The 23,549-nt window shown below is 66.7% G+C and carries 18 protein-coding genes; 5 read left to right on the forward strand and 13 right to left on the reverse strand.

The annotated features are described in order from the left end of the window. Positions 1 to 6 precede the first annotated feature (6 nt). From D6T63_RS11770 to dinB, 7 genes are all read right to left on the reverse strand, one after another. Entirely contained in the window at positions 7 to 1,620 is a 1,614-nt protein-coding gene (locus tag D6T63_RS11770; protein WP_235830697.1) for a UDP-N-acetylmuramoyl-L-alanyl-D-glutamate--2,6-diaminopimelate ligase, read from the reverse strand. Positions 1,621 to 1,689: 69 nt separating this feature from the next. Then, entirely contained in the window at positions 1,690 to 3,495 is a 1,806-nt protein-coding gene (locus tag D6T63_RS11775; protein ID WP_235830698.1) for a peptidoglycan D,D-transpeptidase FtsI family protein, read from the reverse strand. A 71-nt stretch (positions 3,496 to 3,566) separates the two neighbouring features. Then, positions 3,567 to 4,253 (reverse strand): hypothetical protein, encoded by a 687-nt coding sequence (locus tag D6T63_RS11780; protein ID WP_120149218.1) that lies wholly within the window; start codon positions 4,251 to 4,253, stop codon positions 3,567 to 3,569. Continuing rightward, a complete protein-coding gene (gene rsmH / locus D6T63_RS11785) occupies positions 4,250 to 5,251 on the reverse strand; it encodes a 16S rRNA (cytosine(1402)-N(4))-methyltransferase RsmH (protein WP_182976971.1) in 1,002 nt (333 codons plus the stop codon). Before rsmH ends, D6T63_RS11780 begins: the two co-directional genes overlap by 4 nt. Positions 5,252 to 5,476: 225 nt before the next feature. After that, complete coding sequence (gene mraZ, locus D6T63_RS11790; protein ID WP_120149220.1) at positions 5,477 to 5,908, reverse strand: division/cell wall cluster transcriptional repressor MraZ; 432 nt, start codon at positions 5,906 to 5,908, stop codon at positions 5,477 to 5,479. Between the two features lie 345 nt (positions 5,909 to 6,253). Then, positions 6,254 to 6,631: a DUF3040 domain-containing protein gene (locus D6T63_RS11795; RefSeq protein WP_120149221.1), complete on the reverse strand. Its 378-nt coding sequence runs from the start codon at positions 6,629 to 6,631 to the stop codon at positions 6,254 to 6,256. A gap of 332 nt (positions 6,632 to 6,963) precedes the next feature. After that, entirely contained in the window at positions 6,964 to 8,223 is a 1,260-nt protein-coding gene (gene dinB / locus D6T63_RS11800) for a DNA polymerase IV (RefSeq protein WP_268878023.1), read from the reverse strand. Positions 8,224 to 8,352: 129 nt separating this feature from the next. Here dinB and D6T63_RS11805 point away from each other — a divergent pair, with 129 nt between their 5' ends. Further along, on the forward strand, positions 8,353 to 9,474 hold the full coding sequence (locus D6T63_RS11805) for a polyprenyl synthetase family protein (protein WP_120149222.1): 1,122 nt from the start codon (positions 8,353 to 8,355) through the stop codon (positions 9,472 to 9,474). 128 nt (positions 9,475 to 9,602) lie between these two features. Here the strand turns inward: D6T63_RS11805 and D6T63_RS11810 are convergent, their stop codons facing one another. Then, the gene (locus tag D6T63_RS11810) at positions 9,603 to 9,956 is read right to left on the reverse strand and encodes an Rv2175c family DNA-binding protein (RefSeq protein ID WP_120149223.1); all 354 of its coding nucleotides are present in this window, start codon (positions 9,954 to 9,956) and stop codon (positions 9,603 to 9,605) included. A gap of 326 nt (positions 9,957 to 10,282) precedes the next feature. Between D6T63_RS11810 and D6T63_RS11815 the strand changes: the two genes are divergently transcribed. Then, a complete protein-coding gene (locus D6T63_RS11815; protein WP_120149224.1) occupies positions 10,283 to 11,857 on the forward strand; it encodes a lytic transglycosylase domain-containing protein in 1,575 nt (524 codons plus the stop codon). 101 nt (positions 11,858 to 11,958) lie between these two features. Beyond that, positions 11,959 to 14,307, forward strand: coding sequence for a protein kinase domain-containing protein (locus D6T63_RS11820; RefSeq protein WP_120149225.1), 2,349 nt, complete (start codon positions 11,959 to 11,961; stop codon positions 14,305 to 14,307). A 9-nt stretch (positions 14,308 to 14,316) separates the two neighbouring features. Here the strand turns inward: D6T63_RS11820 and D6T63_RS11825 are convergent, their stop codons facing one another. Continuing rightward, positions 14,317 to 15,699, reverse strand: a complete 1,383-nt coding sequence (locus D6T63_RS11825; RefSeq protein WP_120149226.1) for a class II 3-deoxy-7-phosphoheptulonate synthase — start codon at positions 15,697 to 15,699, stop codon at positions 14,317 to 14,319. A gap of 95 nt (positions 15,700 to 15,794) precedes the next feature. Then, positions 15,795 to 16,673: a lysophospholipid acyltransferase family protein gene (locus D6T63_RS11830; protein ID WP_120149227.1), complete on the reverse strand. Its 879-nt coding sequence runs from the start codon at positions 16,671 to 16,673 to the stop codon at positions 15,795 to 15,797. Positions 16,674 to 16,928: 255 nt separating this feature from the next. On the opposite strand from D6T63_RS11830, the gene D6T63_RS11835 reads away from it, so the two are divergent. Then, positions 16,929 to 17,489: a hypothetical protein gene (locus D6T63_RS11835; protein WP_120149228.1), complete on the forward strand. Its 561-nt coding sequence runs from the start codon at positions 16,929 to 16,931 to the stop codon at positions 17,487 to 17,489. Positions 17,490 to 17,563: 74 nt separating this feature from the next. On the opposite strand, the gene D6T63_RS11840 is transcribed toward D6T63_RS11835, so the two are convergent. After that, positions 17,564 to 18,652 carry an ROK family glucokinase gene (locus D6T63_RS11840; RefSeq protein WP_120149229.1) on the reverse strand — a complete coding sequence of 363 codons (1,089 nt, stop codon included), beginning with the start codon at positions 18,650 to 18,652 and terminating at the stop codon, positions 17,564 to 17,566. A 135-nt stretch (positions 18,653 to 18,787) separates the two neighbouring features. Here D6T63_RS11840 and D6T63_RS11845 point away from each other — a divergent pair, with 135 nt between their 5' ends. Continuing rightward, positions 18,788 to 20,596 carry an AMP-dependent synthetase/ligase gene (locus D6T63_RS11845; RefSeq protein WP_120149230.1) on the forward strand — a complete coding sequence of 603 codons (1,809 nt, stop codon included), beginning with the start codon at positions 18,788 to 18,790 and terminating at the stop codon, positions 20,594 to 20,596. A 44-nt stretch (positions 20,597 to 20,640) separates the two neighbouring features. Here D6T63_RS11845 and D6T63_RS11850 read toward each other — a convergent pair whose 3' ends face one another. Both D6T63_RS11850 and D6T63_RS11855 read right to left on the reverse strand, forming a co-directional pair. Beyond that, a complete protein-coding gene (locus D6T63_RS11850) occupies positions 20,641 to 22,044 on the reverse strand; it encodes a mycothione reductase (RefSeq protein WP_120149231.1) in 1,404 nt (467 codons plus the stop codon). Between the two features lie 20 nt (positions 22,045 to 22,064). Then, on the reverse strand, positions 22,065 to 23,441 hold the full coding sequence (locus D6T63_RS11855) for a MinD/ParA family ATP-binding protein (protein WP_120149232.1): 1,377 nt from the start codon (positions 23,439 to 23,441) through the stop codon (positions 22,065 to 22,067). Between the last annotated feature and the right edge of the window lie 108 nt (positions 23,442 to 23,549).

Here is a 23,549-nt window from a genome sequence, read left to right on the forward strand (position 1 = left end):
GACGGTTCAGGACTCTATCCCGGCCGCGGAAAGCACAGAGAATCCGTGCCTTGTCAACGCGGACCGCAGTTCGACGCGATCATCCAGGGACAGGTTGATACCCTTCACTTCCTGCCACACCTCGTGGCCGCGACCGGCGATGATGATGGTGTCCGAGGCGCCGGCCAGAGCTACGGCGCGATCGATCGCCTCTGCCCGGGGGAAGACCTCCAGCACCTCGCACCCGAGCCCTTCGTTCCTGACGGCGTCGTCGGCGCCCGCGCGCACGGCGCGGCGGATGACGGCTTCGTCCTCGTCGTGCGGGTCGTCGTCGGTGACGATCAGGATGTCCGACAGGCGGGCACCGACCGCTCCCATGATCGGGCGCTTCGATTCGTCTCGCTGGCCGGTTGCACCGAACACCGAGATTACGCGGCCGCCAGGGCGGCGCACCGACGCAAGGGTGCGCTGGAGCGCGTCCGGGTTGTGGGCGAAGTCCACGATGGCCGCCGGCTCCTCGCCGATGAGTTGCATGCGACCGGGGACCTCGGTCGTGAAGGGATCGTGGGCGTCGAGCGCGCGCTGCAGGTCCTCTGCCGGCACCCCGGAGGCCAGGACCATGATCGTCGCCAGGGCCGCGTTGGAGATGTTGAAGGTACCCGGGAGGCCGCAGCGCACGCGAAGCCGATGCCCCGTCCTTCCCTGCAGCACGAAGGAGTGGCCCAGCCCGCTGCGTTCCACCGAAGTGACGGTCCAGTCCGCCGGCGGCGCTGCGTCCTGCCCTGCGTCCTGTCCTGCTTCGGTGCGCACCGTCAGGACGGGCACGTCCGCGGTCGCGGCCAGCCTGCTTCCCCAGGGGTCGTCCACGAGCACGACGGCGCTTCGGCTCCGCTCGGGCGTGAACAGCGACGCCTTGACCGCGAAGTAGTCCTCCATGGTGCCGTGCAGGTCGAGGTGGTCCTGCGTGAGGTTCGTGAAACCGGCGACGTCGAAACGTACCCCGTCGACGCGTCCGAACTCGAGGGCGTGGGACGAGACCTCCATCGATGCGGCGTCGAGACCGCGCTCACGCATCAGGGCGAGGAGCGAATGCACCTGCGGTGACTCGGGCGTCGTGAGCGCGCTCGGGATGGCGTCCTCCCCCGCGCGGATCTCGATGGTGCCGATAAGGCCGGTGGAACGGCCGAGAGCCTCCAGGAGGGCGTTCAGGAAGTAGGTCGACGTCGTCTTCCCGTTCGTCCCCGTGATGCCGAAGAGGGTCGGCCCCGCCTCGCCGTCGTCCTGCCGGTTGCCGTAGATCACGCGGGCCAACGGTCCTACCGCGCGCCTCGGATCGGGCACGACGACGACCGGCGGGACCACGGAGTCACCGGGGTGGACGCGCTCCCGAAGGATGGCCGCTCCGGCCTCGTCCGTGAGGATGGCGACTGCGCCGGAGCGGGCTGCCTGCGGTGCGAATTCGGCTCCGTGGCGCGCCGCCCCGGGCAGGGCGGCGTAGACGTCGCCCGGGAGGACGGATCGTGAGTCCAGCGTGATGCCGGTGACGGTGACCGTGACCGTGGGATGGTTCCCGTGCGGCGCCGGACCGGCCAGCGGGCCGATGTCGGCGAGGGCGGCGAACAGGTCGATCGGGTGGGGCATGCGAGGACGCATCAGGGAAGCGCTGCTCCCCCGCGGGTTATTCGGTTGCACGGTGCTCTGGCCTCCGGGTCAGTATTCGACCGGGTAGATGTCCGGCTTCTTCGTCGAGGCAGGGACGTTGTTGGAGTTGAGGACCTGCTTCATGACCTTCTGGAAGGACTCACCGGGAATGAGGTAGTACAGGTCCCCCTGGGGCCGCTGAAGCGTGATGACGACGACGTACTTGGGATCCTCGATGGGGGCGATCCCGGCATAGGACAGAGTGTAGCCGTCGTATCCGCCACTGGCGCTGGGCGCTTCCGCCGTACCGGTCTTCGATCCCACGCGGTACTGCTCGAGCTCGCCGGACTTGCCCGACCCCTTCTCCGTCACCGTCTCGAGCATCTTCCGCATCTCCGCCGCGGTCTCCTCGGAGACTACTTTCGTGCCCTCCGCCTCCGGCACCTTGTGCTCCGTTCCATCCGGATCGATGTAGGCCTCCACCAGACGGGGCGTGAGGCGCACGCCGTCGTTCGCGATGGTCTGATACACCATTGCGGTATGGAGGGCGGTCTGCGTCAGGCCCTGCCCGAAGAGCACCGTGTACTGCTGGCGGTCGTCCCATTTGTCCGGCGTCGTCAGGAGCCCCTGGTTCTCCTCGTTCAGCCCGGTACCCAGGGGCTCGCCGATCCCGAACTTCTTGAGCCAGTCGTAGCGCTCCTGCTTCGTCAGCTTCTCGCCGATCTGCACGGTCCCTGTGTTCATCGATTTCGCGAGGACCCCGGCGGCCGTCCGCTTTTCCTTACCGTGCTCCCAGGCATCCTTGAACGTCTGGTCTCCGACCGTGTAGCGGTTGTCGAGCGTGAATTTTGACGTGGGCTCGATCAGTCCCTCCTCGAGTGCCCCTGCGAGCGTGATCACCTTCGTCGTCGAGCCGGGTTCGAAGGACGCGCTGACCGAGTTGGGGGTGCGCTTGTCGGCCGGGGTGGCGCCGGGATCATTCGGATCCGGCGTCGTCGATTCGGCCATCGCGCGGATGGCACCCGTCTCGGCCTCGACGACGACGATGTTGCCCCACTCCGCGTTGTAGTCCTTCACCTGCGAGGCGATGGTCTGCTGGGCGAACCACTGCAGGTCCTGGTCGATGGTGAGGCGGACGCTCTGGCCGTTCACCGCGGGAATGTCCTCGTTGGTGGCGTAGGGGATGCGGATTCCGTCTCCGCCGATCTCGAAGGTCCGGCTGCCCGCTTCCCCCTGCAATGCGTCGTTCAGTGAGTACTCCAAACCCTCCTGGGGCTTCCCGTCCTTCGAGACGTGGCCGATGATCGATCCCGCAACGGGCCCGGCCGGGTAGGTACGCACGCTCGTCTCGTCGGCGTACACGCCCGGAATACCGACGGCCAGGGCACGATTCTTGATCTCGGGGGTCACGGAGGTGGCAACGTAGTTGAACGATTTTTCCCCCAGGACCGCGGCCCTCAGCGTCTCGACGTCGATGTCCAGGACCGTGGAGAGCTCGGTGAGGCCCTGGTCGATCGGGATGCCGGTCTCCCGCCTGACGCCGCCCTCCTCCTCGGGATCATCCACCGTGCGGTCGAACTCCTCGACGGCGCTCAGTCTCTGGTCCACCACCACGTCATAGCGCTCGACGCTCCGCGCGAAATATTTGCCGTTCATATCGACGATCGAGCCCCTGACGGGCGCCACCGTGGTGTTGGTCAATCGCTTGGACAGGCCCACCTGCGCCATGCCGTTGAGGTCCAGTGCCTGCAACTGGAAGAGCCGCACTCCGAGGACCATGAGGAGGACGAGGACGAAGGCGAGCCCTACGCGGAGCCGTGTCGACCCGAGAACCAGGCGGAGGCTGTCAGGGCTGCCGGTGCGTGCAGGGGTCACGGAGGGATCCTTGTCGATCAGTACATGCGGTACGGGAGGAGCGGGTGGAGGCAACGCGGGCGTGACGCCTGCTAGCGGTCGGACCCAGCCTGCTCGGGGCCGGGGATGGTGCCCGACGCCATGCTGCCCGTGTCACTGCTCGACCCTGCATAGTCCGGCGAACCGGCATCCGTGGAAGCTGCGTCCTCGACGACCTCCACCGGCGGGGCCTCGACAGCTACCGGTGCCGGTTGCTCCGTGACGAGGTTCGGTGCGGCGATCAGGACCTCGGGCTTGGGACCCTCCTTCGCAGGTTCGGGCGTGCCGGTTACCTTCTTCGAATCTAGCTCAATGGTTCCGAAGGTCGGGGAGGACACCATGCCGAGTTTTGTCGCGGCCGTGGCGAGGTTCTGCGGTGCTTCCCTGCCCTCGATCTCGAGGACGAGGGCTTCGTTCTGCTGGCTGAGTGCCACCTGCTGGTTACGGAGCTGGACCAGTTCGTACTGCGTCCCTGACACGGAGATGTTGAGCATGAGAACTGCAGCCAGAGCAGCGCCGAGCACGAGGAGACTGAGGACGGCGAAGGGGAGCCGTCGCCGTGCGGGCCGCGCGGGCACGACGGACAACGGCGTCCGAGGCTTCTGCGCAACTCCCGCGAGCGTACCCGCCGGCGTGTTGTGGGAGGGAGCGCTCAGCCGCCTGGGAGCGACGGCGAGGGCGCCGTTCCCGGAGAACGCCTGTGCGCTATGCCGCTTCTCAACAGTCAGTGTCTGGCTCATGTTGTCTTCCTGTCGATGGGTCCTGCTTTGATTCGTTCTACGGCGCGCAGTCTGGCCGAGGCCGCCCTGGGGTTCTCTTCGACCTCCGCCGGCGTGGGCGCTTCCGTGCCGCGCGTGAGGGAGCGGAGGTAGGCCTTGTGCTCTTCGAGTTCCACCGGGAACCCGACGGGTGCCGAGGACTTCGTGCCGGCCGTGAAGGCACTCTTCACGATGCGATCCTCGAGGGAGTGGTAGGACATTGCGACCACGCGACCGCCGATCCTGATCGAATCGACGGCGGCCGGGATCGCACGCTCGAGAACGGACAGCTCCTCGTTGACCTCAATCCGCAGGGCCTGGAATGTCCTCTTGGCGGGGTGTCCTCCGGTCCGCGCCGCAGCGGCCGGCACCACGCCGCGGATGACCTCGACGAGCTCGGATGTGGTTCGGAGAGATCGTTCGGTCCTGGCCCGGACGATTGCCGTCGCGATCCGGCCGGCGAACTTCTCCTCGCCCCAGGTCCGGATGATGCGGAGGAGGTCCGCCTCGGCGTATGTGTTGACGACCTCGGCGGCCGTGATGCCCTGAGTGGTGTCCATGCGCATGTCGAGGGGTGCGTCGTAGGAGTATGCGAAGCCTCGGTCGCGCTCGTCGAGTTGCAGGGAGGACACACCCAGGTCGAAGAGGATGCCGTCCACGCCGTCGATCCCCAGATCCTCCAGGACCTCAGGTAGCTCGTCGTACACGGCGTGGACCAGATCCGTGCGCCCGGCGAAGGGGGCGAGGCGCTCCCCTGCCAGCGCCAACGCCTCGGTGTCGCGATCTATACCGACGAGATGGGCATCGGGAAAACGCTCCAGCATGCTCTCGGAGTGACCGCCCATGCCCAGCGTCGCATCGACGACGACGGCACGGCGCCCCGCCGCTTCGGCGGCTTGGACGGATGGTGCGAGGAGGGAGACGCAGCGATCCCGGAGGACGGGGACGTGTCGCTCACCCGTCGGCCGGTCATCGCGCATCCGTCCCCTCCCTCCTGCAGTCCGTTGTTCATCGTCTCTGTAACTTCGCAGGCTGGCGGAGGAGGTGCGCTCTCTGGGATCAGACCCCCATCCGGCCGGACGGTCCTCGCCTGGCTTCGGGGAAGTGAAGCCAGGTGCGGACCGTATCCGGCGGCTGGAGATCTCATCCAAGAGATGTCTTCCGTCCGCTGCTGGTAGTGCTGGTACTGCTTGGATCGAGTCGGATCAGATGATGCCCGGGAAGCCATCCTCGTCCGTCTCGGAGAAAGCTGTCTCCTTCTCTGTCAGGTAGGAGTCCCATGCGTCAGCCGCCCAGATCTCCGCACGACTACCCGCTCCGATGACCGCGAGATCACGGTCCAACCCTGCGTATGTCCTCAGCGCCGGTGGAATGGTGATCCTGCCCTGCTTGTCCGGGACCTCGTCGGAGGCTCCGGACAGGAAGATACGGTTGTAGTCCCTCGCCTGGCGTGACGAGATCGGTGCGGCCCGCATCTGCTCGTGAACCCTTTCGAACTCACTCGCGCTGAAGACGTAGATGCAACGTTCCTGGCCCCTTGTGAGGACCAGCCCCTCGCTCAGTTCCTCCCGGAACTTCGCTGGAAGGATGAGCCTGCCCTTCTCGTCGAGGCGGGGAGTATGAGTTCCGAGGAACATCCCTGACCGCCTGTTCTGAGTCCGCCAAGCCCAGCTTGTTGCTGCCTTGCTCCTATGTTCCCCACTTTACTCCACAACTCTCCCCGGTCAACGCAACCGGGGCGCGGCGCGCCCTCCTACCCGCTCCCCTGATCGGGATCGATAGCCGCTGAAAGCGCCAAGACAAGCGGATCCGGACGTGCGGGGAGCTAAGTGGAGGGGAGTTGCGGGGAGGGAGGACGAACGGCGGGGAGAACGAGTAGAAGGAGGAGTTCGCGTCCGCTCATTCCACTGAAGATCACGGTTAAACAGGAAAGACCCGCCGTAGCGGGTCTTTCCTGTTGATGTGGGCGGTGGTTACGGGAATCAGCTCTGGTCGCGCTTCCGCTCGTCCCACTTGTCCTCGAGGCTGGTCATGAAACCACCCTTACCGCCGGTCGGTGTCTTCGACGGCCTACCGGCCGTCTCACCCCCATCGACCTGCTTCGACTTGGTGGTGGCGAAGTACACTCCTCCACCCATGATCAGGAAGCCTGCCACTCCGATGAAGATGTTCTGATAGACGATGCCTGCAAGCAGGACGAGGATGCCGGCGATCGTGATGAGCGAACCGATGACAAGACGCCTGGTCGACATCGACTTCCGCGTGTCAGAAGCCATCGAATGCGCAAACTTGGGATCGTCGGCGTGCAACTGCTGTTCAAGCTGATCAAGCAACCTCTGCTCGTGTTCCGAGAGTGCCATGACCGCCTCCTTGATGTGGGTACCAACGTTCCTCAACCAACCAACCAACGTCCCGGACGCTGACCAGGTTCCCGGCGGAGGGGCCTGGAACTGCGGGCTCCGGACGACGGAAATGTGTACTTGACGACAGCTGGGCTGCCTCGTTAAAGACTAGTTTGCTACGGGGTGGGCGCAAAGTCACAATGCGGATTCCACGGGGGCTTCCGTTGGAGGCCCTGCGACCCTTATACCGCTCAAGGGCGCGGATCCCGGGCGCCCCGCGGTGGTCCTCCGGAGCCCGTTCCGGGCACTCCGGATGGCCCGGGTCGAGCGCCTCCTTCGTAGCTGTCCGGCTACACGCCACCAGGGGACGAGGATGATCCTCCGGAGTGTCCGCTGCGCGGGTCGTCGTTCCGCTTCGGGGTGAGGAGGCCCGCAGGCATGACGCCTGCACCACCGAACTTCCTGTTCACATCATCGAGGACGCGCTCGGCAAGCCTCCAGTTGTCGTCCCGACGATCGATCGTCAGTTGGGTGGATCCGTCCCCGCCGCTCTCGAGGGCTTCCGCACGCAGGCCGATCAGTCGAACTGCCATAGGTCTATCGCCCAGGGCAGCAAGCAGGGCAGTCGCAGCCGCGTACAGTGCGTTGGCGCTGTCTACCGGCTCATCGAGCTTCTTCGACCGCGTCAGGGTCGAGAAGTCCGCGTACCGGAGTTTCAGCGCGACTCCCCCGGCGCGGTTACCGGAGGCGCGGAGCCTTGTCGCCGTTCGATGCGCGAGTCTCAACAGCTCCCGCCGCAGGACGTCGGAATCCTCGACGTCCCTCGAGAACGTCTCCTCCGCGCCGATGCTCTTCTCCGCCCGCGAGACCACGACACGTCGCGGATCCCTGCCCCACGCCAGCTGGTGGACGTGCTCCCCGGAGCTGCCGAGCAACTGCCTCAGCGCGGACACCGGTGTGTGCGCGACGTCCTCCACGGTGCGGATGCCTATTCGGGCGAGGACCTCCTGGGTTTTCGCTCCCACGCCCCACAGGGCGGACACGGGAAGGGTATGCAGGTAGGCGACGGTCTGATCACCAGGGATGAGCAGGAGCCCGTCCGGTTTGGCCCTTGTCGAGGCGATCTTGGCGACGAACTTCGTCGTCGCAGCGCCGACGCTCGCGGTGATGCCGAGAGTGGACCGGATCTCCGCCCGCACCTGCTCGCCGATCTCGCGCGGGCCGCCCAGCCGACGCATGGAACCGGCAACGTCGAGGAAGGCCTCGTCGACGCTCAGTTGCTCCACATGTGGAGTGACGGAGCGGAAGATGCGCATCACCTGGCTGGATACCTCCGAGTACCTCTGGTGATGTGGCGGCAGGATCACGGCTGTAGGGCATTGGCGCATCGCAACCGACATGGGCATGGCCGAGCGGACGCCGAAAGCCCGGGCCTCGTAGGAGGCCGACAGGACGACTGATCGCCCGGAGGGCGAGCCGACGACGACGGGTACCCCGTGCAGGTGCGGATGGTCGAGCAGCTCGACGGCGACGAAGAAAGCATCCATGTCGATATGGAGGATGTGACACTCCGCGTACTCGGCCGGCTTCTGCCCCTCGTCCTTCACCACGCACACATCGTACGCAGTACTACTGACAAGCCACCGTCCCGTACGGCGAACGCCCTCAAGGCCTTCGGGAGCGACGGGACCGACAGATAGAGTGGAAGCTCCAGACCAGCCGACCTGCCCGGGAGATCCATGCTGTCCGCACCTGCCACCCCCTACCAGGGCAGCCCCGCTCACGATGTCACCGCTGAGCAGGATCTTTTCCGCGGTTCCCTGACGCGCACCATCGACGGCTTCCTGGCCGAGCAGCGGGACGTGTTGGCCGCCATCTCCGAGGAATCGTTGCCCCTCATCTCGAGCATCGCAACGCTGACCGGAGGCGGCAAGAGGATGCGTGCGCTCCTGTGCTACTGGGGGTGGCGGGCCGCGGGAGGATCAGCAGGGGCGTCCGCACCCGTTACGGCCGGGACGGCACTCGAGTTCTTCCAGGCCGCCGCCCTGATCCACGACGACATCATCGACCGCTCGGACACCAGGCGCGGGCGTCCGAGCGTGCACCGGCAGTTCACGGCCAGTCATACGGATGCGGGTTGGCATCTGGATCCCGAGCGTTTCGGTGTGTCGGCCGCAATCCTTGCGGGAGACCTCTGCCTTGCCTTCAGCGAGGAGCTCTTCACGTCGTCGTGCTCCTCCGAAGCGGGCGGTGCTGCCCGGATCATCTTCAACCGGATGCGCACCGAGGTGATGGCGGGACAGTACCTCGATCTCCTGGAGGAGGCGGTCGGGCCGGACCAGACGCCGGAGGTAGCCGAGGAAAGGGCGCTGAACATCCTGCGGTTCAAGTCCGCCAAGTACTCGATGGAACGTCCACTGATGCTCGGGGGCGCGCTCGCCGGCGCCGACGAGGCACTGCTGTCGGCCTATTCCGCGTTCGCGCTCCCCCTGGGCGAGGCATTCCAGCTTCGCGATGACGTGCTCGGCGTCTTCGGGGACCCGGACGTGACCGGGAAGCCTGCAGGCGACGATCTGCGGGAGGGCAAGCGCACCTTCCTCATTGCACGGGCCCTTGGATCCAGCGGGAGCGATGCCCGGGCAAGGATCAACGGGATGCTGGGAGATACCTCCCTCGACGCGGCTTCCGTCCACACCCTGCGCGAACTCATCATCGCGAGCGGAGCGCTGGCCCATACCGAGCAACTCATCGCTTCGAAGTCGGAACAGGCCTTCAGTGCGCTCGAAGAGCTCGACATCGACGCGGTGCCGATGGAGGCCCTCCGCCTCCTCGCCGAAGCGGCGGTGACCAGGAGCGCCTGATGGATCCCGGCCGTCGGCGAGCCTCGGTCGGCGATCACGTCGGCGATCCTCAATCGGCGATCACGTCGGCGACTTTCGGTCGGCGATCAGGACGAACACCCGCCAAGGGCAGGGCAACCCGGGAACTGCTACCAGGCGGCTGCCTGGGCACGACGCCGGATCTCGGTCTTCCGGCCCTCGCGCAGGGCGTCGATCGGACGACCCGGCAGCGACTCATCCTCTGTGTAGAGCCATCGGATGATGTCCTCGTCCCCGTAGCCCGAATCGGCCAGGACGACGATGGTGCCCTTCAGGCTGTCGAGGACGGCACCTTCCACCAGGAACTCGGCGGGGACGCTGCGGATGTTCCGATCACCGATCCGCACGCTGACGAGAGACTTCTCGCTGATGAGCGAGTGCACTCTCGTGATCGGGAGGTCGAGTGCCCTGGCCACATCGGGAAGGTTCAGCCAGGACGGGACGAGGAGTTCTAGTTCATTCACCGTTCAAGGGTGCCACGCCCGCACTCCCCATCTCCACTCGGGTCGACGTCATCACCGACCCATACCCACCGGGCATACATCCTGTACCGCTCGACGTCCAGGCGACACGCAGGCCGACAGGGGACGACACGCCGCAGCGGAGCCTTCCGCGCTTTCGGGACCACTTGTGCTAATGCCTTTATCGTGTAAGTTCACAGGAGTCACACAAGCAACACTAACAACACGTGACACAACAGCATCAGCACGTGCATGTGCCCGGACAGGAAGTTCTCCACCGGGCTCATGCGTCCGCGCGGACTCAGCCGCCAACAGACGAGGAACGAAACATGACTGCCCAGCGATCGAACGCACCGCTGCACGGCGCCCGCAAGAAGGCCGTCGGCGCGAGCCCGCGCCGCTTGAACATCGCCGTCACCACTGCCGCGCTGCCCGCGGTGATCCTCTCTTCCGTGGCCCTCGCCCAACCGGCAGCGGCAGCGCCCGCTCAGGTCGCTTCGACCGCCCACCACCTCGGCGGAACGGCAATCACTCTTCCCTCGAGGGCGATCGTGCCGGCCGCTCTGGTCGCCGTACAGGTACCCGCGCAGAAGATCGCAGTTGTGACGCAGACGATTCCGAGCGAGTACACCATCAAGCCCGGGGACACCATCGGTGCGATCGCCAAGAGGTACGGGCTGGCCACGAACGCCGTCCTCACCCTCAACAGCATGGACGCACGGACGATCATCTACCCGGGCCGGAAGATCAAGCTGACCGGCACCGCGCCCGGTGGGAAGCCATCGCCCGCACCCGCGGCTCCAGCCGGCGAGAAGCCCGGATCCACCTACGTCGTGAAGCCTGGTGACACCCTCGGTGCCATCGCTACCCGTAACGGCGTGAGCCTCCAGAGCCTCCTCTCAGGCAACAACCTGTCGATGAACTCGATCATCTACCCGGGCCAGAAGCTCGGCCTCGGAGGCAAGGCTCCCTCGGCTGCTCCCGCCCCGGCTCCGGGCAAGCCCGCACCCGCACCGGTCGACGGCGGCTCCTACACCGTGAAGGGCGGAGACACCCTCGGTGCCATCGCCTCCCGGAACGGAGTGGGCCTCGACTCGCTGCTGAAGGAGAACGGCCTCTCCATGACGTCGATCATCTACCCGGGCCAGAAGCTGAAGCTGACAGGGTCGGTCACTACCCAGTCCACCCCGCCGAAGGCGAACCAGCCCGCCCCGGCGCCGGCCCCCCAGTCCGGCTCCTACACCGTGAAGGGCGGAGACACCCTCGGTGCCATCGCCTCCCGGAACGGGGTGGCGCTGCCGGCACTGCTGAGCGCGAACAAGATGACGACGTCCACTGTCATCTACCCCGGGCAGAAGCTCACGATCCCCGGCAAGAGCGGCACCCCGGCACCTGCTCCGGCCCCCACTGCCACCGACCTCGTCCCGTCGACGTTCCTCGGCTACACATATCCGGACAGGGTGGTGGCGGACGCCAACGCCAACAAGGCGCTGCTGAACTCCCTGCCTGCGCCGTCGCAGGCTGAGATGAAGCAGATCGTTGCCGACACGGCGCGCTCCATGGGCGTCGATCCCAGCCTCGCACTCGCCTTCGCCTACCAGGAGTCCGGCTTCAACCAGCGGTCGGTGTCTCCTGCGAACGCCATCGGCACCATGCAGGTCATCCCCTCGTCCGGCCAGTGGGCAAGCGACCTCGTAGGTCGCAAGCTCAACCTCATGGATCCCCACGACAACGCTACGGCCGGTGTCGCGATCATCCGCTCGCTCGTTCGCACGAGCCCGTCGCTGGATATTGCAATCGCCTCCTACTACCAGGGGCAGTACTCGGTGCAGTCCCGGGGCATGTACGAGGACACCAAGCAGTACGTCGCCGCGATCAAGTCCCACCAGAAGAACTTCCGGTAGGTCCGGACCGGAGTTCGCGCAGAACTCCCGGAGCAAGGCCGAGGAGGGGGCGGGCTCGCGTGGTGGTCCCGCCCCCTCCTGCTGCGCCCGTTTAGTATCGGATGGTGCACCAGCAACGGAAGGACCCCCTCGAGGGCGCTACTGTCGACGGACGCTACGTCGTCCAGTCGCGGTTGGCCCGCGGGGGCATGTCCACGGTGTACCTCGCCACCGACCGTCGGCTGGATCGTCGGGTTGCGCTCAAGGTCCTCTACCCGCACCTCGCCGACCAACCCGGCTTCATCGACCGCTTCGAGCAGGAAGCGAAGTCGGCGGCCCGCCTGTCCCATCCCCACGTCGTGGGTGTCCTCGATCAGGGGGTCGACGAGATCAACGGGCAGGCCGTGGCCTACCTCGTCATGGAATTCGTGCAGGGCCGTACCCTTCGGGACCTGCTTCGCGAACACGGCCGGCTCACTCCGCGCCATGCCCTGGTGCTCCTCGACGCCGTCGTCGAAGGGCTCGCGGCCGCACATGACGCCGGCCTCGTCCACCGTGACGTGAAGCCCGAGAATGTGCTCCTGTCGGATACCGGGCAGGTGAAGATCGCCGATTTCGGCCTTGCGCGGGCAGTCTCGGCAACCACCGGTACGGCCACCCTCGTCGGCACGGTCGCCTACCTCTCCCCCGAGCTCGTCCTCGGCAAACCCGCCGAGGCACAGAGCGATATCTACTCGACGGGCATCATGCTCTTCGAACTCCTGACCGGCAAGCAGCCCTTCACCGGCGAGACGCCCATCCAGGTCGCTATCCAGCACGCCCAGTCCGATGTACCCGCACCCTCCGTCCTCCTGCCGGGATTACCCGAGGACATCGATGAACTCGTCCAGTGGTGCACATCCCGGGATCCTGAGGATCGGCCCGTCAACGGAGCGGCGCTGCTCGGCGAACTCCGGCACATCAGTGCCGTCCTGACCGATGAGGAACTGGATTTCGCTCCCGCGGATGCGCCCGGACCCCGCCCGGTCCAGAACACCCTCACCTCCGCCGTCGTCCCGCGCATTTCCGTCGATGAACCCGACGACGACGGCTACCGCACGGAGGCACTGCCGCGCACAGGGTTCGCCGACGACGCACGCGTGGAAGCCCCGGCGCCGGGCGGAGCCACGGAGGCCTTCCCACGGACGATGCAGGACGACAACTCCACCAGCGTGATCGGAAGGGACCACAACGCGACTCGCGTGATCGGAACCATGCCCGCGGCTCCGCCGTCCTTCGGCCGGCCGCACGGTACGCCTGCGGCAGCAGCCTCCAGCCAGGCTGTCTCCTCGCCGACCGACACCACCAGAATCGGACGCCCCGGGAGCCACGAAAGCGCCTCCTGGACCGACGGCGACGTCGGCTGGTACGACGGGCACACCGAACAGGACGCACCCGAGGCCGGGCGTGACAACACCGGACGCGATGGCGGCGAGCGGCCGGGCGGCGCGCGCACCGCGGGTAGCACGGCACGCCCCCTGTCCAAACGGCAGCAGTCCCGTCAGGCGCAGCGCCCGCAGAAGTCCCTCCACGGCCGAGCGGCCCGCCGCTGGGTGCGCGTACTCGTCGCCCTGCTGATCATGCTGGCAGCGCTCGTCGCCATTGCGAGCTGGTTCTTCGGCGCGGGACCTGCGGGAGTCGTGTCCCTTCCCGATGTCGCCGACGTGCCGCTCGAGCAAGCGCGCGCAGCGCTTGACGAGCAGGGCCTCGCGTCCCTCACCACGGAGGAGGTCTTCAACGAGCAGGTCCTTGCGGGACTCGTGATTGCGACCGATCCGGTCGCGTCGTCCGAGGTCCGTCGGTTCGAGCCGGTCGAACTCATCGTGTCCAAGGGACCCGAACTCTTCGACGTCCCTGACCTCCTCGGCAGGACGGCGGTCGAGGCCGCCGTCGAACTCGGTTCGGCCGGGCTCGCTCTCGGAGGCGTGGAGGAGGAATACAACGAGGAGGTGACTGCAGGAGACGTCTTCCGGCAGACACCAGAGAAGGGCGCCGAACGGCGCCGCGATTCCACGGTGGACGTCGTCGTGTCACTCGGGCCGGCACCGATCGCCGTTCCCGACGTCGCCGGGCTCACCGAGCAGGAAGCGGTGTCCGCTCTCGAGCAGGCGGGGCTGGAGGCCGTGGTCGTCGAGGTCAAGGAGTACAGCAGGACCGTTCCGGCGGGCTCTGTCATCAGCCAGGCTCCGACGGCCGTCGAGGTGCAGCGGGGTACACCAGTCACGCTGACACTGTCCCGGGGACCGCGCTCGGTGAAGGTGCCCAACGTCTTCTCACTGCCCGAGGACCGGGCCGTCGCTGCCCTGGAGGCGGCCGGTTTCGTGGTGCAGGTCGACTACACCTTCGGCAGCGCCGTCCTCGGCCTCGTGGCCAGACAGAGCCCGACGGGTGATCAGCCCGAAGGGACGACGGTACGCATCACCGTCACGTAGGTGCTCCGGTCAGCTCTTGGAGAGAGCGCCCGCGACGAGGAACGCCATCTCGAGTGACTGCATGTGGTTCAGGCGTGGGTCGCACACCGACTCATAGCGCTCCAGGAACGCGTCCTGGTCGATGGGGTCGGCTCCGCCGAGGCACTCGGCGACGTCGTCGCCCGTCATCTCCACATGCATGCCGCCCGGGAAGGTACCCAGCGCATTGTGGACTTCGAAGAATCCGCGTACCTCGTCGATGACGTCGTCGAAGTTACGGGTCTTGTACCCGTTGGGAGACGTCACCGTATTCCCGTGCATGGGATCGGTGACCCACAGGACCTGAGCGCCGGAGGCCGTCACGCGCTCGACGAGCTTCGGCAGTTTCTCGCGGATGTTCGTGGCCCCCATGCGGGTGATGAAGGTCAGGCGTCCCGGTTCGCGGTTCGGATCGAGCTTGTCGATCAGCGCGAGGGCGTCGTCGGCCGATGTGGACGGACCGAGCTTTACGCCGATCGGGTTCCTGACACGCGACAGGAAGTCCACGTGCGCCCCGTCGATCTCGCGCGTCCGCTCCCCGATCCACAGGAAGTGGGCGGAGGTGTCATAGGGCAGCGAGGTACGTGAATCGATCCGGGTCAGCGCACGCTCGTAGTCCAGCAGCAGAGCCTCATGGCTCGCGAAGAACTCGACGCGCTTCAGGGCCTCGAAGTCGGCGCCGCATGCGTCCATGAAACGCACGGCGCGGTCGATCTCCCGGGCCAAGGACTCGTAGCGCGAGTGCGCCGGGTTGGCCATGAAACCCTTGTTCCAGTGGTGGACCAGTCGGAGGTCCGCGAACCCACCCTGGGTGAAGGCGCGGATGAGATTCAGGGTCGAAGCCGAGGTGTGGTAGGCCTTCACCATGCGTGAAGCATCGTGCCCGCGGCTCTCCGGGGTGAAGTCGTACCCGTTGACCATGTCACCGCGGTACGCCGGGAGCGTCACGCCGTCGCGCGTCTCGTCGTTGGAGGACCTCGGCTTGGCGAACTGGCCCGCCATACGGCCCATCTTGATGACGGGCAGTGATGCGCCATAGGTCAGGACGACGGCCATCTGCAGGATCGTGCGGACCCTGGCGCTGATCCTGTCGGCGGTGGCGCCGTCGAAGGTCTCCGCGCAGTCACCGCCCTGCAGGAGGAAGGCCTTGCCCTGAGCCGCGGCCGCGAGGCGCTCGCGGAGCACGTCCACCTCACCGGCGAAAACGAGTGGCGGAAGACTCGAGAGTTCCTTGACCGACGCCGAATACACACCCGGATCCTGCCATGTGGGCTGCTGCACCGCGGTCATCGAGCGCCAGGCATCGAGGCCGGCGGTGGTCGATGAGGCGGATTCCGTCGAACGCGGAAGGACAGGAGTCAGGAAATCAGTCACACCCGAATTCTACGTGCTGGGGGGACATGCCCCGATTCGCCCCGTCATCGCCGCGTAGCGATGTGTCACAGAGGCCGGCGCCTCCGCCTGTCCGCCTAGCCCGCTTGGGGTCCGGCGTTCTTGCCCTTGTCCACGGCGGCGTCATCCGTCACCGGGGGCTGCTCGTCGGAGGAGCTCGCCCTGCCGATCTCGGTGACGGCTCCGGGCGCCGGAGCGTTGCTGTCCGTCGAGATGCGCACCGCGGCACGGCGCGTGTCGGCTCCCGGCTTCGGGGTCTTCCGCCCTGCTAGCTTCTCGGCAGCGAGGCGCTCCTTGACCGTGCTGGCGTACGCGTCCACGTATTCCTGCCCCGACAGGCGCATCAGTTCGTACATGATCTCGTCCGTGACGGACCGCTGGACGAATCGGTCGTCCTCCAGTCCCTCGTAACGGCTGAAGTCGAGCGGCTCACCGATGATGATGCCCACCCGCCTGATGTTGGGGATGCGCCGGCCGATGGGCTGGACCTTGTCGGTTCCGATCATCGCCACGGGAATCACCGGGACGCCGGTGGCAAGGACGAGCTTGGCAACACCTGTCTTTCCCCGGTACAGGCGCCCGTCCGGGCTGCGGGTACCTTCGGGATAGATTCCCAGGACGCCGCCCTCATTGAGGATGTCCATGCCGGCCGTCAACGAGGACGACGACGCCGCCCCGCCCGAACGGTCCATGGGCAGTTGGTTCGAGAGGCGGAAGAACATCGCGGTAAGCCTGCCCTTGAAGCCCTTCCCTGTGAAGTACTCGGACTTCGCGAGGAAGACGACGGGCCGAGGCACGACGATCGGCAGGAAGATCGAGTCGGAGAAGGACAGGTGGTTACTGACGATTACCGCAGGACCGGAGGAGGGGATGTTGTCGAGTCCCTTGACCCAGGGCCGGAAGAGGAGGTTCAGGATCGGACCGACGATGATCCGTTTCATGACCCAATAGAACACGCTGCCAGCCTCCCTGCATGGACGGTGCGGCACGTTGCATGCCACCCGCTTTTTCCTGTGGAAGCCTACTCTAAGGGTTTGGCGCCGACGGACGCTCGGCGCCCGATGGTAAGGGAACCGGCGAGCGGGTAGAACAGACCGGTTGACGTAGCGCCGGTCGGTGTCCACGATTGAACCAGCACGCCCTCCGATCACCAGGATGCCGGCCCGATGTCCTCGAGCCCAGGCGCAGCACGCGACAGCAGGTAGCAAAGTATGGGCCCCCGAGGTCAGGAACCGAACGAATCGACCGATGACGCCGTATGGCAGGACCTTGTGGCCCGGCTGGAGGGTACCGGTGTCGATCCTGGGTCCCCCGACGCCCCCCGACGGGAGCACGACTTTCCCCCCGCCGGTGCCGCAGGAACTCACCCGGACGGTCGCGGCGCACACAGGACGGACGCCTCCGGAACCCGTAGCAGCACGGACGGCGACGGCCTGACCGATCGGGAGCGGGCAGAGGCCATTTTCCGCAACCAACCCTTCAGCTCGGCCGGTCCGCGGGATTACGACGCACCGGTGGAGCCCGAGGAGGAGGACAGCGGCTTCACGCCTGACGAGCCGCCGCCGCTCGGTTCGGGCGATCCCCTGACGGTCCTTGCCTGGATCGGGGCGGCCGGCGGGCCGATCCTGCTCCTCCTGTTCGCCATGTTCTGGCGCGACGCTCCCCTGGCAGCCACGCTCGGAGTAGTCGCCCTGTTCCTGGCGGGCGCCGGCTTCCTCGTGACGAAACTGCCGAAGCACCGGGATATCGGGGACGACGGCGCCGAAGTGTGACGCCTCCCTGTCCCGGACGACTCACAGGGCGGGCGATCCTGACGCAGCGGCAGGACGGACGACCGTCTGGGGCCTCAGGTTCCGCTGCGGGAGAGTAGTCGCGACAGGTCGGCAGCGCCGATGAGCCCGGCCTCGGGGCCAAGAGCGGCGCGCTCGATCCGCGCAGCCGGCCTGAAGCCCCGACCCGTCAGGTTCCTGCCGAAAGCCCTTCGAGCCGGATCCAGCAGGAGTTCGCCGGCGGCACTGAGCCCACCGCCGATGATGAAGGTCCCCGGGTCGAGTGCCGCGGCCAGATTGGCCAGTCCGAGCCCGAGCCACTGACCGACGTCGTCGACCAGCTCGCGCGACGCCGCATCCCCCTCCATGGCCAGCCTTGTGACGAGCGCGCCTGTGATAGCGGTGCCGTCCTTGGGAGCGGCGTCGATGATGGCCTTGGCAACGGGCGAATTCGCTGCGGCGAGCTCGCGCGCCTCACGCCCGAGAGCGTTACCCGACGCGTACTGTTCCCAGCAGCCGCGGTTGCCGCACTCGCACCGGTGACCCTGCGGCACGATGATCTGGTGCCCGAACTCGCCTGCGACGCCGTGCCGCCCGCGCTCCACGCGGCCACCCATGATCATGGCGCCGCCGATGCCCGTACCGAGGGTGACGCAGACCAGGCGTGACTCCCCGCGCCCCGCGCCGAAACGCCACTCGGCCCAGGCTGCGGCGTCGGCGTCATTGACCACCGTCACGCGTCGGCGCAGCAGTTTTTCGAGATTCCGCCTCAGCGGCTCGTTACGCCAGGCGAGGTGGGGCGAGAAGAGAACCGTACTGTTCGACAGGTCCATCCACCCGGCCGCACCGATACCGACCGAGCGGATGCGGTACTCGGCCGAGAGCTCCCGGACGAGCTCGGTGATGACCTCTTCGACGGCCCTGGGATCCTGTCCCGGCGTCGCCCTCCGAGCTTCGGCGAGGATCCTTCCGTGCACATCGACCACGCCTGCAGCCACTTTGGTGCCGCCGATGTCGACACCGACCGAGAGTCCTCGCCGGGCGGGATTGGGAAAGGAGGTCCGGGCCGCCCGCTGTGACAACGGCCCGTTGGCGCGCCACGCGATACCTGCCTCGCTGCGTAACCGGCGGGGCCTCGTTCCACCCGGTTCGGTGGTGATCGCCATGCGGTCCTTCCTCGTCCTCGCGGACCGCGCTCGGCGCCGCGTTACCGATCTGTACATTACTGGACGGAGATTCGGGCAGCTGAACCTATAGGCTGAAGCGACCTCACGGTCGAGGTCGATCCCAAAGGAGCTATCGTGCGCGACATCAGCGTTCCCGTCCTCGTGGACGTTCCCCGCCAGACCAACATCACGGATCTGGTGATTCGGCAGGCGGCCAAGCCATCCAATCCCGCGCTGTTCGCCGTCAAGCGAGAGTCCGGTGAGTGGGAGGACATCCCGGCCACCGAGTTCCGCCGCCAGGTCGAGGACATCGCGAAGGGCCTGATCAGTTCGGGCGTCCAGCCCGGCGACCGTGTGGCCATCATGGCGCGCACGCGGTACGAGTGGTCCCTGGCCGATTTCGCCATCTGGTTCGCCGGCGCCGTGTCCGTCCCCGTCTACGAAACGTCCTCGCCCGCGCAGGTCGCCTGGATCCTCAGTGACTCCGGAGCCGTCGGTGCTTTCGTCGAGTCCGCCCGCCACGAGAACGTTGTCCGCGAAGCCGTGGCACTCGAGGGCATCGAGTCCCTGCAGCACGTCTGGCAGTTCGACGGCAACGGCCTCGACACCCTGCGCACCGCCGGTGCGGGTACCGAGGACCGGACGGTTGCCGACCGCCGCGCCTACGCCGGGCTCGACGACGTCGCGACGATCATCTACACCTCAGGCACCACGGGCAAGCCCAAGGGCTGCGAGCTGACGCACGGGAACTTCGTCGAACTGTCCGAGAACGGGGCAGCCGCGCTGCCGGAGGTAGCCCGCGAGGGAGGCCAGACCATCATGTTCCTACCCCTGGCCCACGTCTTCGCGCGGTTCATCTCCGTGCTCTGCGTCGCGGCCGGCGCCACCGTGGCCCACACCCCCGACGTCAAGAACCTCCTGCCGGATCTGCAGAGCTACAAGCCCACCTTCATCCTCGCCGTTCCCCGCGTGTTCGAGAAGGTGTACAACAACTCCATGCTCAAGGCTGAGGACGGCGGCAAGGGCAAGATCTTCCACGCCGGCGCCGACGTCGCCATCGCCTGGTCCAAGGCCGAGCAGGCCGGCAAGATTCCGCTGGGCCTGAAGGTCAAGCACGCCATCTTCGACAGGCTGCTCTACGGCAAGATCCGCACCGCCATGGGTGGACGCGTCCAGCACGCGGTCTCGGGAGGCGCGCCGCTCGGGGACCGGCTCGGCCACTTCTTCCACGGCATCGGCCTGATGGTCCTGGAGGGCTACGGCCTGACCGAGACGACTGCGCCCATCACCGTGAACACCCCGAAGAAGATCAAGATCGGCACGGTAGGCGCTCCACTCCCGGGCAACGCGGTCAAGATCGCCGACGACGGCGAGATCCTCGCGAAGGGCGTCTGCGTGATGAAGGGCTACTTCAACCGTCCCGAACTCACCGAGGAGGCCTTCGTGGACGGCTGGTTCCGGACAGGCGATATCGGTGAGCTCGACGAGGACGGCTTCCTGCGCATCACGGGACGCAAGAAGGAGATCATCGTGACGGCCAGCGGGAAGAACGTCATCCCCGCGCTGCTCGAGGACGCTATCCGCGCCAACGCCCTGGTTTCCCAGTGCGTCGTCGTCGGTGACCAGCGTCCCTTCATCTCGGCGCTCGTCACCCTTGACGAGGAAGCGCTCCCGGGCTGGCTCGAGCGGCACCAGCTTCCCGCCGGCACCACCATGTCGGAAGCGGCGGAACATCCGTTGGTCCTCGCGGAGATCCAGGAGCTCGTGGATACTGCCAACACCACCGTGTCCCGGGCCGAAGCCATCAAGGTCTTCCGGATCGTCCCGACCGACTTCACCGAGACGTCGGGTCACCTGACCCCGTCCCTCAAGATCAAGCGCGCGCAGGTCCTCAAGGACTACTCGGACGTCGTCGAATCCATCTACTCCGCCACCAAGGTCTAGCAAACGCAGCCTTCCTCCCCGCAACGTCGGCGAGGAGGGCTGCGTCATTCCGTCTTCAGGCTGAGCAGCGCATTCTCGATGACCTCGGTGAGAGCCGGGTGGATCCAGTACTGCCCACGAGCCATGGTCTTGGCGTCGAGTCCGAACGACATGGCCTGAATGACCGGCTGGATGATCATCGACGCCTCGTGGCCCAGGACGTGAGCGCCGAGGATGCGTCCGGTGGACTGGTCCGCGATGATCTTCGCGAAGCCCGTGGTGTCCTCCATGGCCCAGCCGTACGCCGTCGAGCCGTAGTGCTGAACGGCCGTGACGATCGTGGTACCCGTGGCATCCGCATGCGTCAGTGCCTCCTCTTCCGTCATACCGACGGAGGCGACCTGGGGATGGGAGAACACCGCTGCGGGCACGAAACGGTGGTCGCTCGCCCGCAGGGATCCGGGATGCAGCAGATTGTGGGCGACGATCTTCGCCTCATGATTCGCCACGTGCTTCAGCTGGTAGTCGCTGCTCACATCACCGAGCGACCACAGGCCATCGACGGGCTCGCCGTTCCGCAGGACGCGCTGATAGTCGTCGACGACGAGGCGGCCGTCGTCGTGCAGGTCGAGGCCCACCTCTGCGGCGCCGAGGGTATCGGTGTTGGGCGTGCGGCCGACGGCGACGAGCACGACGTCGGCCTCGAGCTCCACGACGCCGTCCGGTCCGTTGAGGCGCGCGGTGACGCTGCCGTCGGCCGTGGCTGCCAGGCTCGTCACATCGGTGAGGAGGCGAAGATCCCACTGCTGCTGGGCCTGCTGCGTGAAGGCCTCCGATACGGTGTCGTCGAGGTGACGCAGCATGCCGCCGGAACGCACGGCTACGGTCACCTCGGTACCGAAGGAGGAGAAGACGTGCGCGAACTCCGCGGCGACATAACCGCCGCCGATGATGAGCAGCCGCTTGGGCAGCTCGTCGAGGCGCATGACGGTATCCGAGGTATGCACCTGGGGCAGGGAAATTCCGGGGATATCCGGCAGGATGGCACGGGATCCCGTCGCGATCACCAGTTGATCCGCTGTCACGGTCTCGCCCGAGGCTGTCTCGAAGGATTTCTCCCCGGTCAGCCGGACGTACTCCTCGATGAGCGTCACGTTCTGCAGCTCGTCGGCCCGATAGGTCCTGCCACCTCCCGAGATGGCGTCGATCCGGGTAAAGATGCGGTCCCTGATGTCGGCCCAGCGCACCCCCTCGAAGGACAGGTCGACGCCGAGGCGCGCTGAGGCGGTAGGGGCGGACGCGAGTTCCGCTGGATAGACATACATCTTCGTGGGGATGCAGCCGACGTTCAGGCACGTACCCCCAAAAGTCCCACCCTCGACGAGGACGACTGTCCGGTCATCCCACTCCGGCGAGATGAGCGTGTTTCCGGAGCCGGAACCGATGATTGCGAGATCGTAGTGGGTCACCTCCGAAGTCTAGCCGCGGGTCAGGCACTCAACTGGTCGACGACGAGCGCCGCCAATTCGGTCACTGCCCGCCGTGTCGCCGGATTGAGCCTGCTCAGGTCCACGCACGAACCTTCCGCCAGGTGGCGGTCGTAGGGGATGCGGACAACCGTCTTCACCCGCGATCGGAAGTGCTGCTCGATCTGCGAGATGTTCACCTGAGTGCCGTTGCCCGAGGACAGGTTGATCACCACGATGGCCTTGGCCACGAGGTCCTGCCGACCGTGGGCCTCGAGCCAGCTGAGTGTTTCGGAGGCCAGTCTCGCTTCGTCGATGCTTCCACCCGATACCAGCACCACCGAGTCCGCCTTCTCGAGCGTTCCCTTCATGACGGAATGGACCATACCTGTCCCGGAGTCGGTCAGCACAATCGAGTAGTAGCGACTGAGCAGGTCCGTCACCGCGCGGTAGTCGGAATCGTCGAAGGCCTGGGCCACTGCCGGGTCCGTGTCGGAGGCGAGCACATGAAGCCGGGAACCGTCGCGCGTGACGTACCCGGCGAGCTGGGCGAACGAGTCGATCGTGTAGCGGTTCCGCACCAGCTGCCGCGCAGTGTGGTCTGCGCGACCCGGGGATCTGTCTGACAGCGTGCCCCGGTCCGGGTTGGCGTCCATGGCGATGATGCGGTCCTCGCGGACGTCGGCGAGGACCATACCGAGGAGAGTGGTGACGGTCGTCTTGCCGACACCACCCTTGCGGGAGAGCACCGGAACGTACCGCGTCCGTCCGCCGAGCCGGGCGGAGATGCGGTGCTCAAGGGCCCGCTGGACGCGGACGGCGTCCGAGTCACCGACGTTCACGCGTCCGAAGGTGGCCGTGTACAACCAGCGCCGCCAGCCCGAGACGGGCGGCCGGTCTACGCCGACCAGCAGTCGGCCGGCGGTGAGTGCCGACGCCGGCTCGGGGCCGAGTTCCCTGTCGCGTCGACTCGTGCGCTCGGCGGCGGCTCCAGCTGTCGAACCGGCGGTGCCCGGTAGGCCTCCGCCGTTCGAATCTGCTTCGGTGGGCGACGTTCTCCCGCTCCCTGAACCCGACGGGGTCCAACCGATAGGTTCGGCCGCTTCAGTGATGCCCGCAGTAGCGGGCATCACGCTGGGACGAGGTGCGGCGCCTTCCGTGGCAGCGCTATCCGAGGTGGCAGCACTGTCCGAGGTGGCAGCACCACCGCTCCGGTCGCTGTCGCTGTCGGCGTCGGTATCGGCGTCGGCGTCGGCGTCTTTGATTCGGCCCTGCCCGGGGAGAAGCGGGACACCGGGCACGATCGGGACGCCTTGCGTTCGATCCGGGGTCGTCGCGTCAGCACCCGGCGCGGTGCCGCCGGTTCCGGCTGTCGAGGGGTCGGTCGTGTCGCTTGCCATGGTTCCTCACAGATCGTCGGGTTGGCGACTCCGCCGTCGTGCGCGAATCCGCCGTACTGATCTTTCCAGCGCTTCACTGTAGCCTGCCCGCAGTTACACAGGATCACG

Origin of the sequence: Arthrobacter cheniae (assembly GCF_003602275.1) — a bacterium.
In the GTDB taxonomy this organism is placed as follows: domain Bacteria; phylum Actinomycetota; class Actinomycetes; order Actinomycetales; family Micrococcaceae; genus Arthrobacter_D; species Arthrobacter_D cheniae.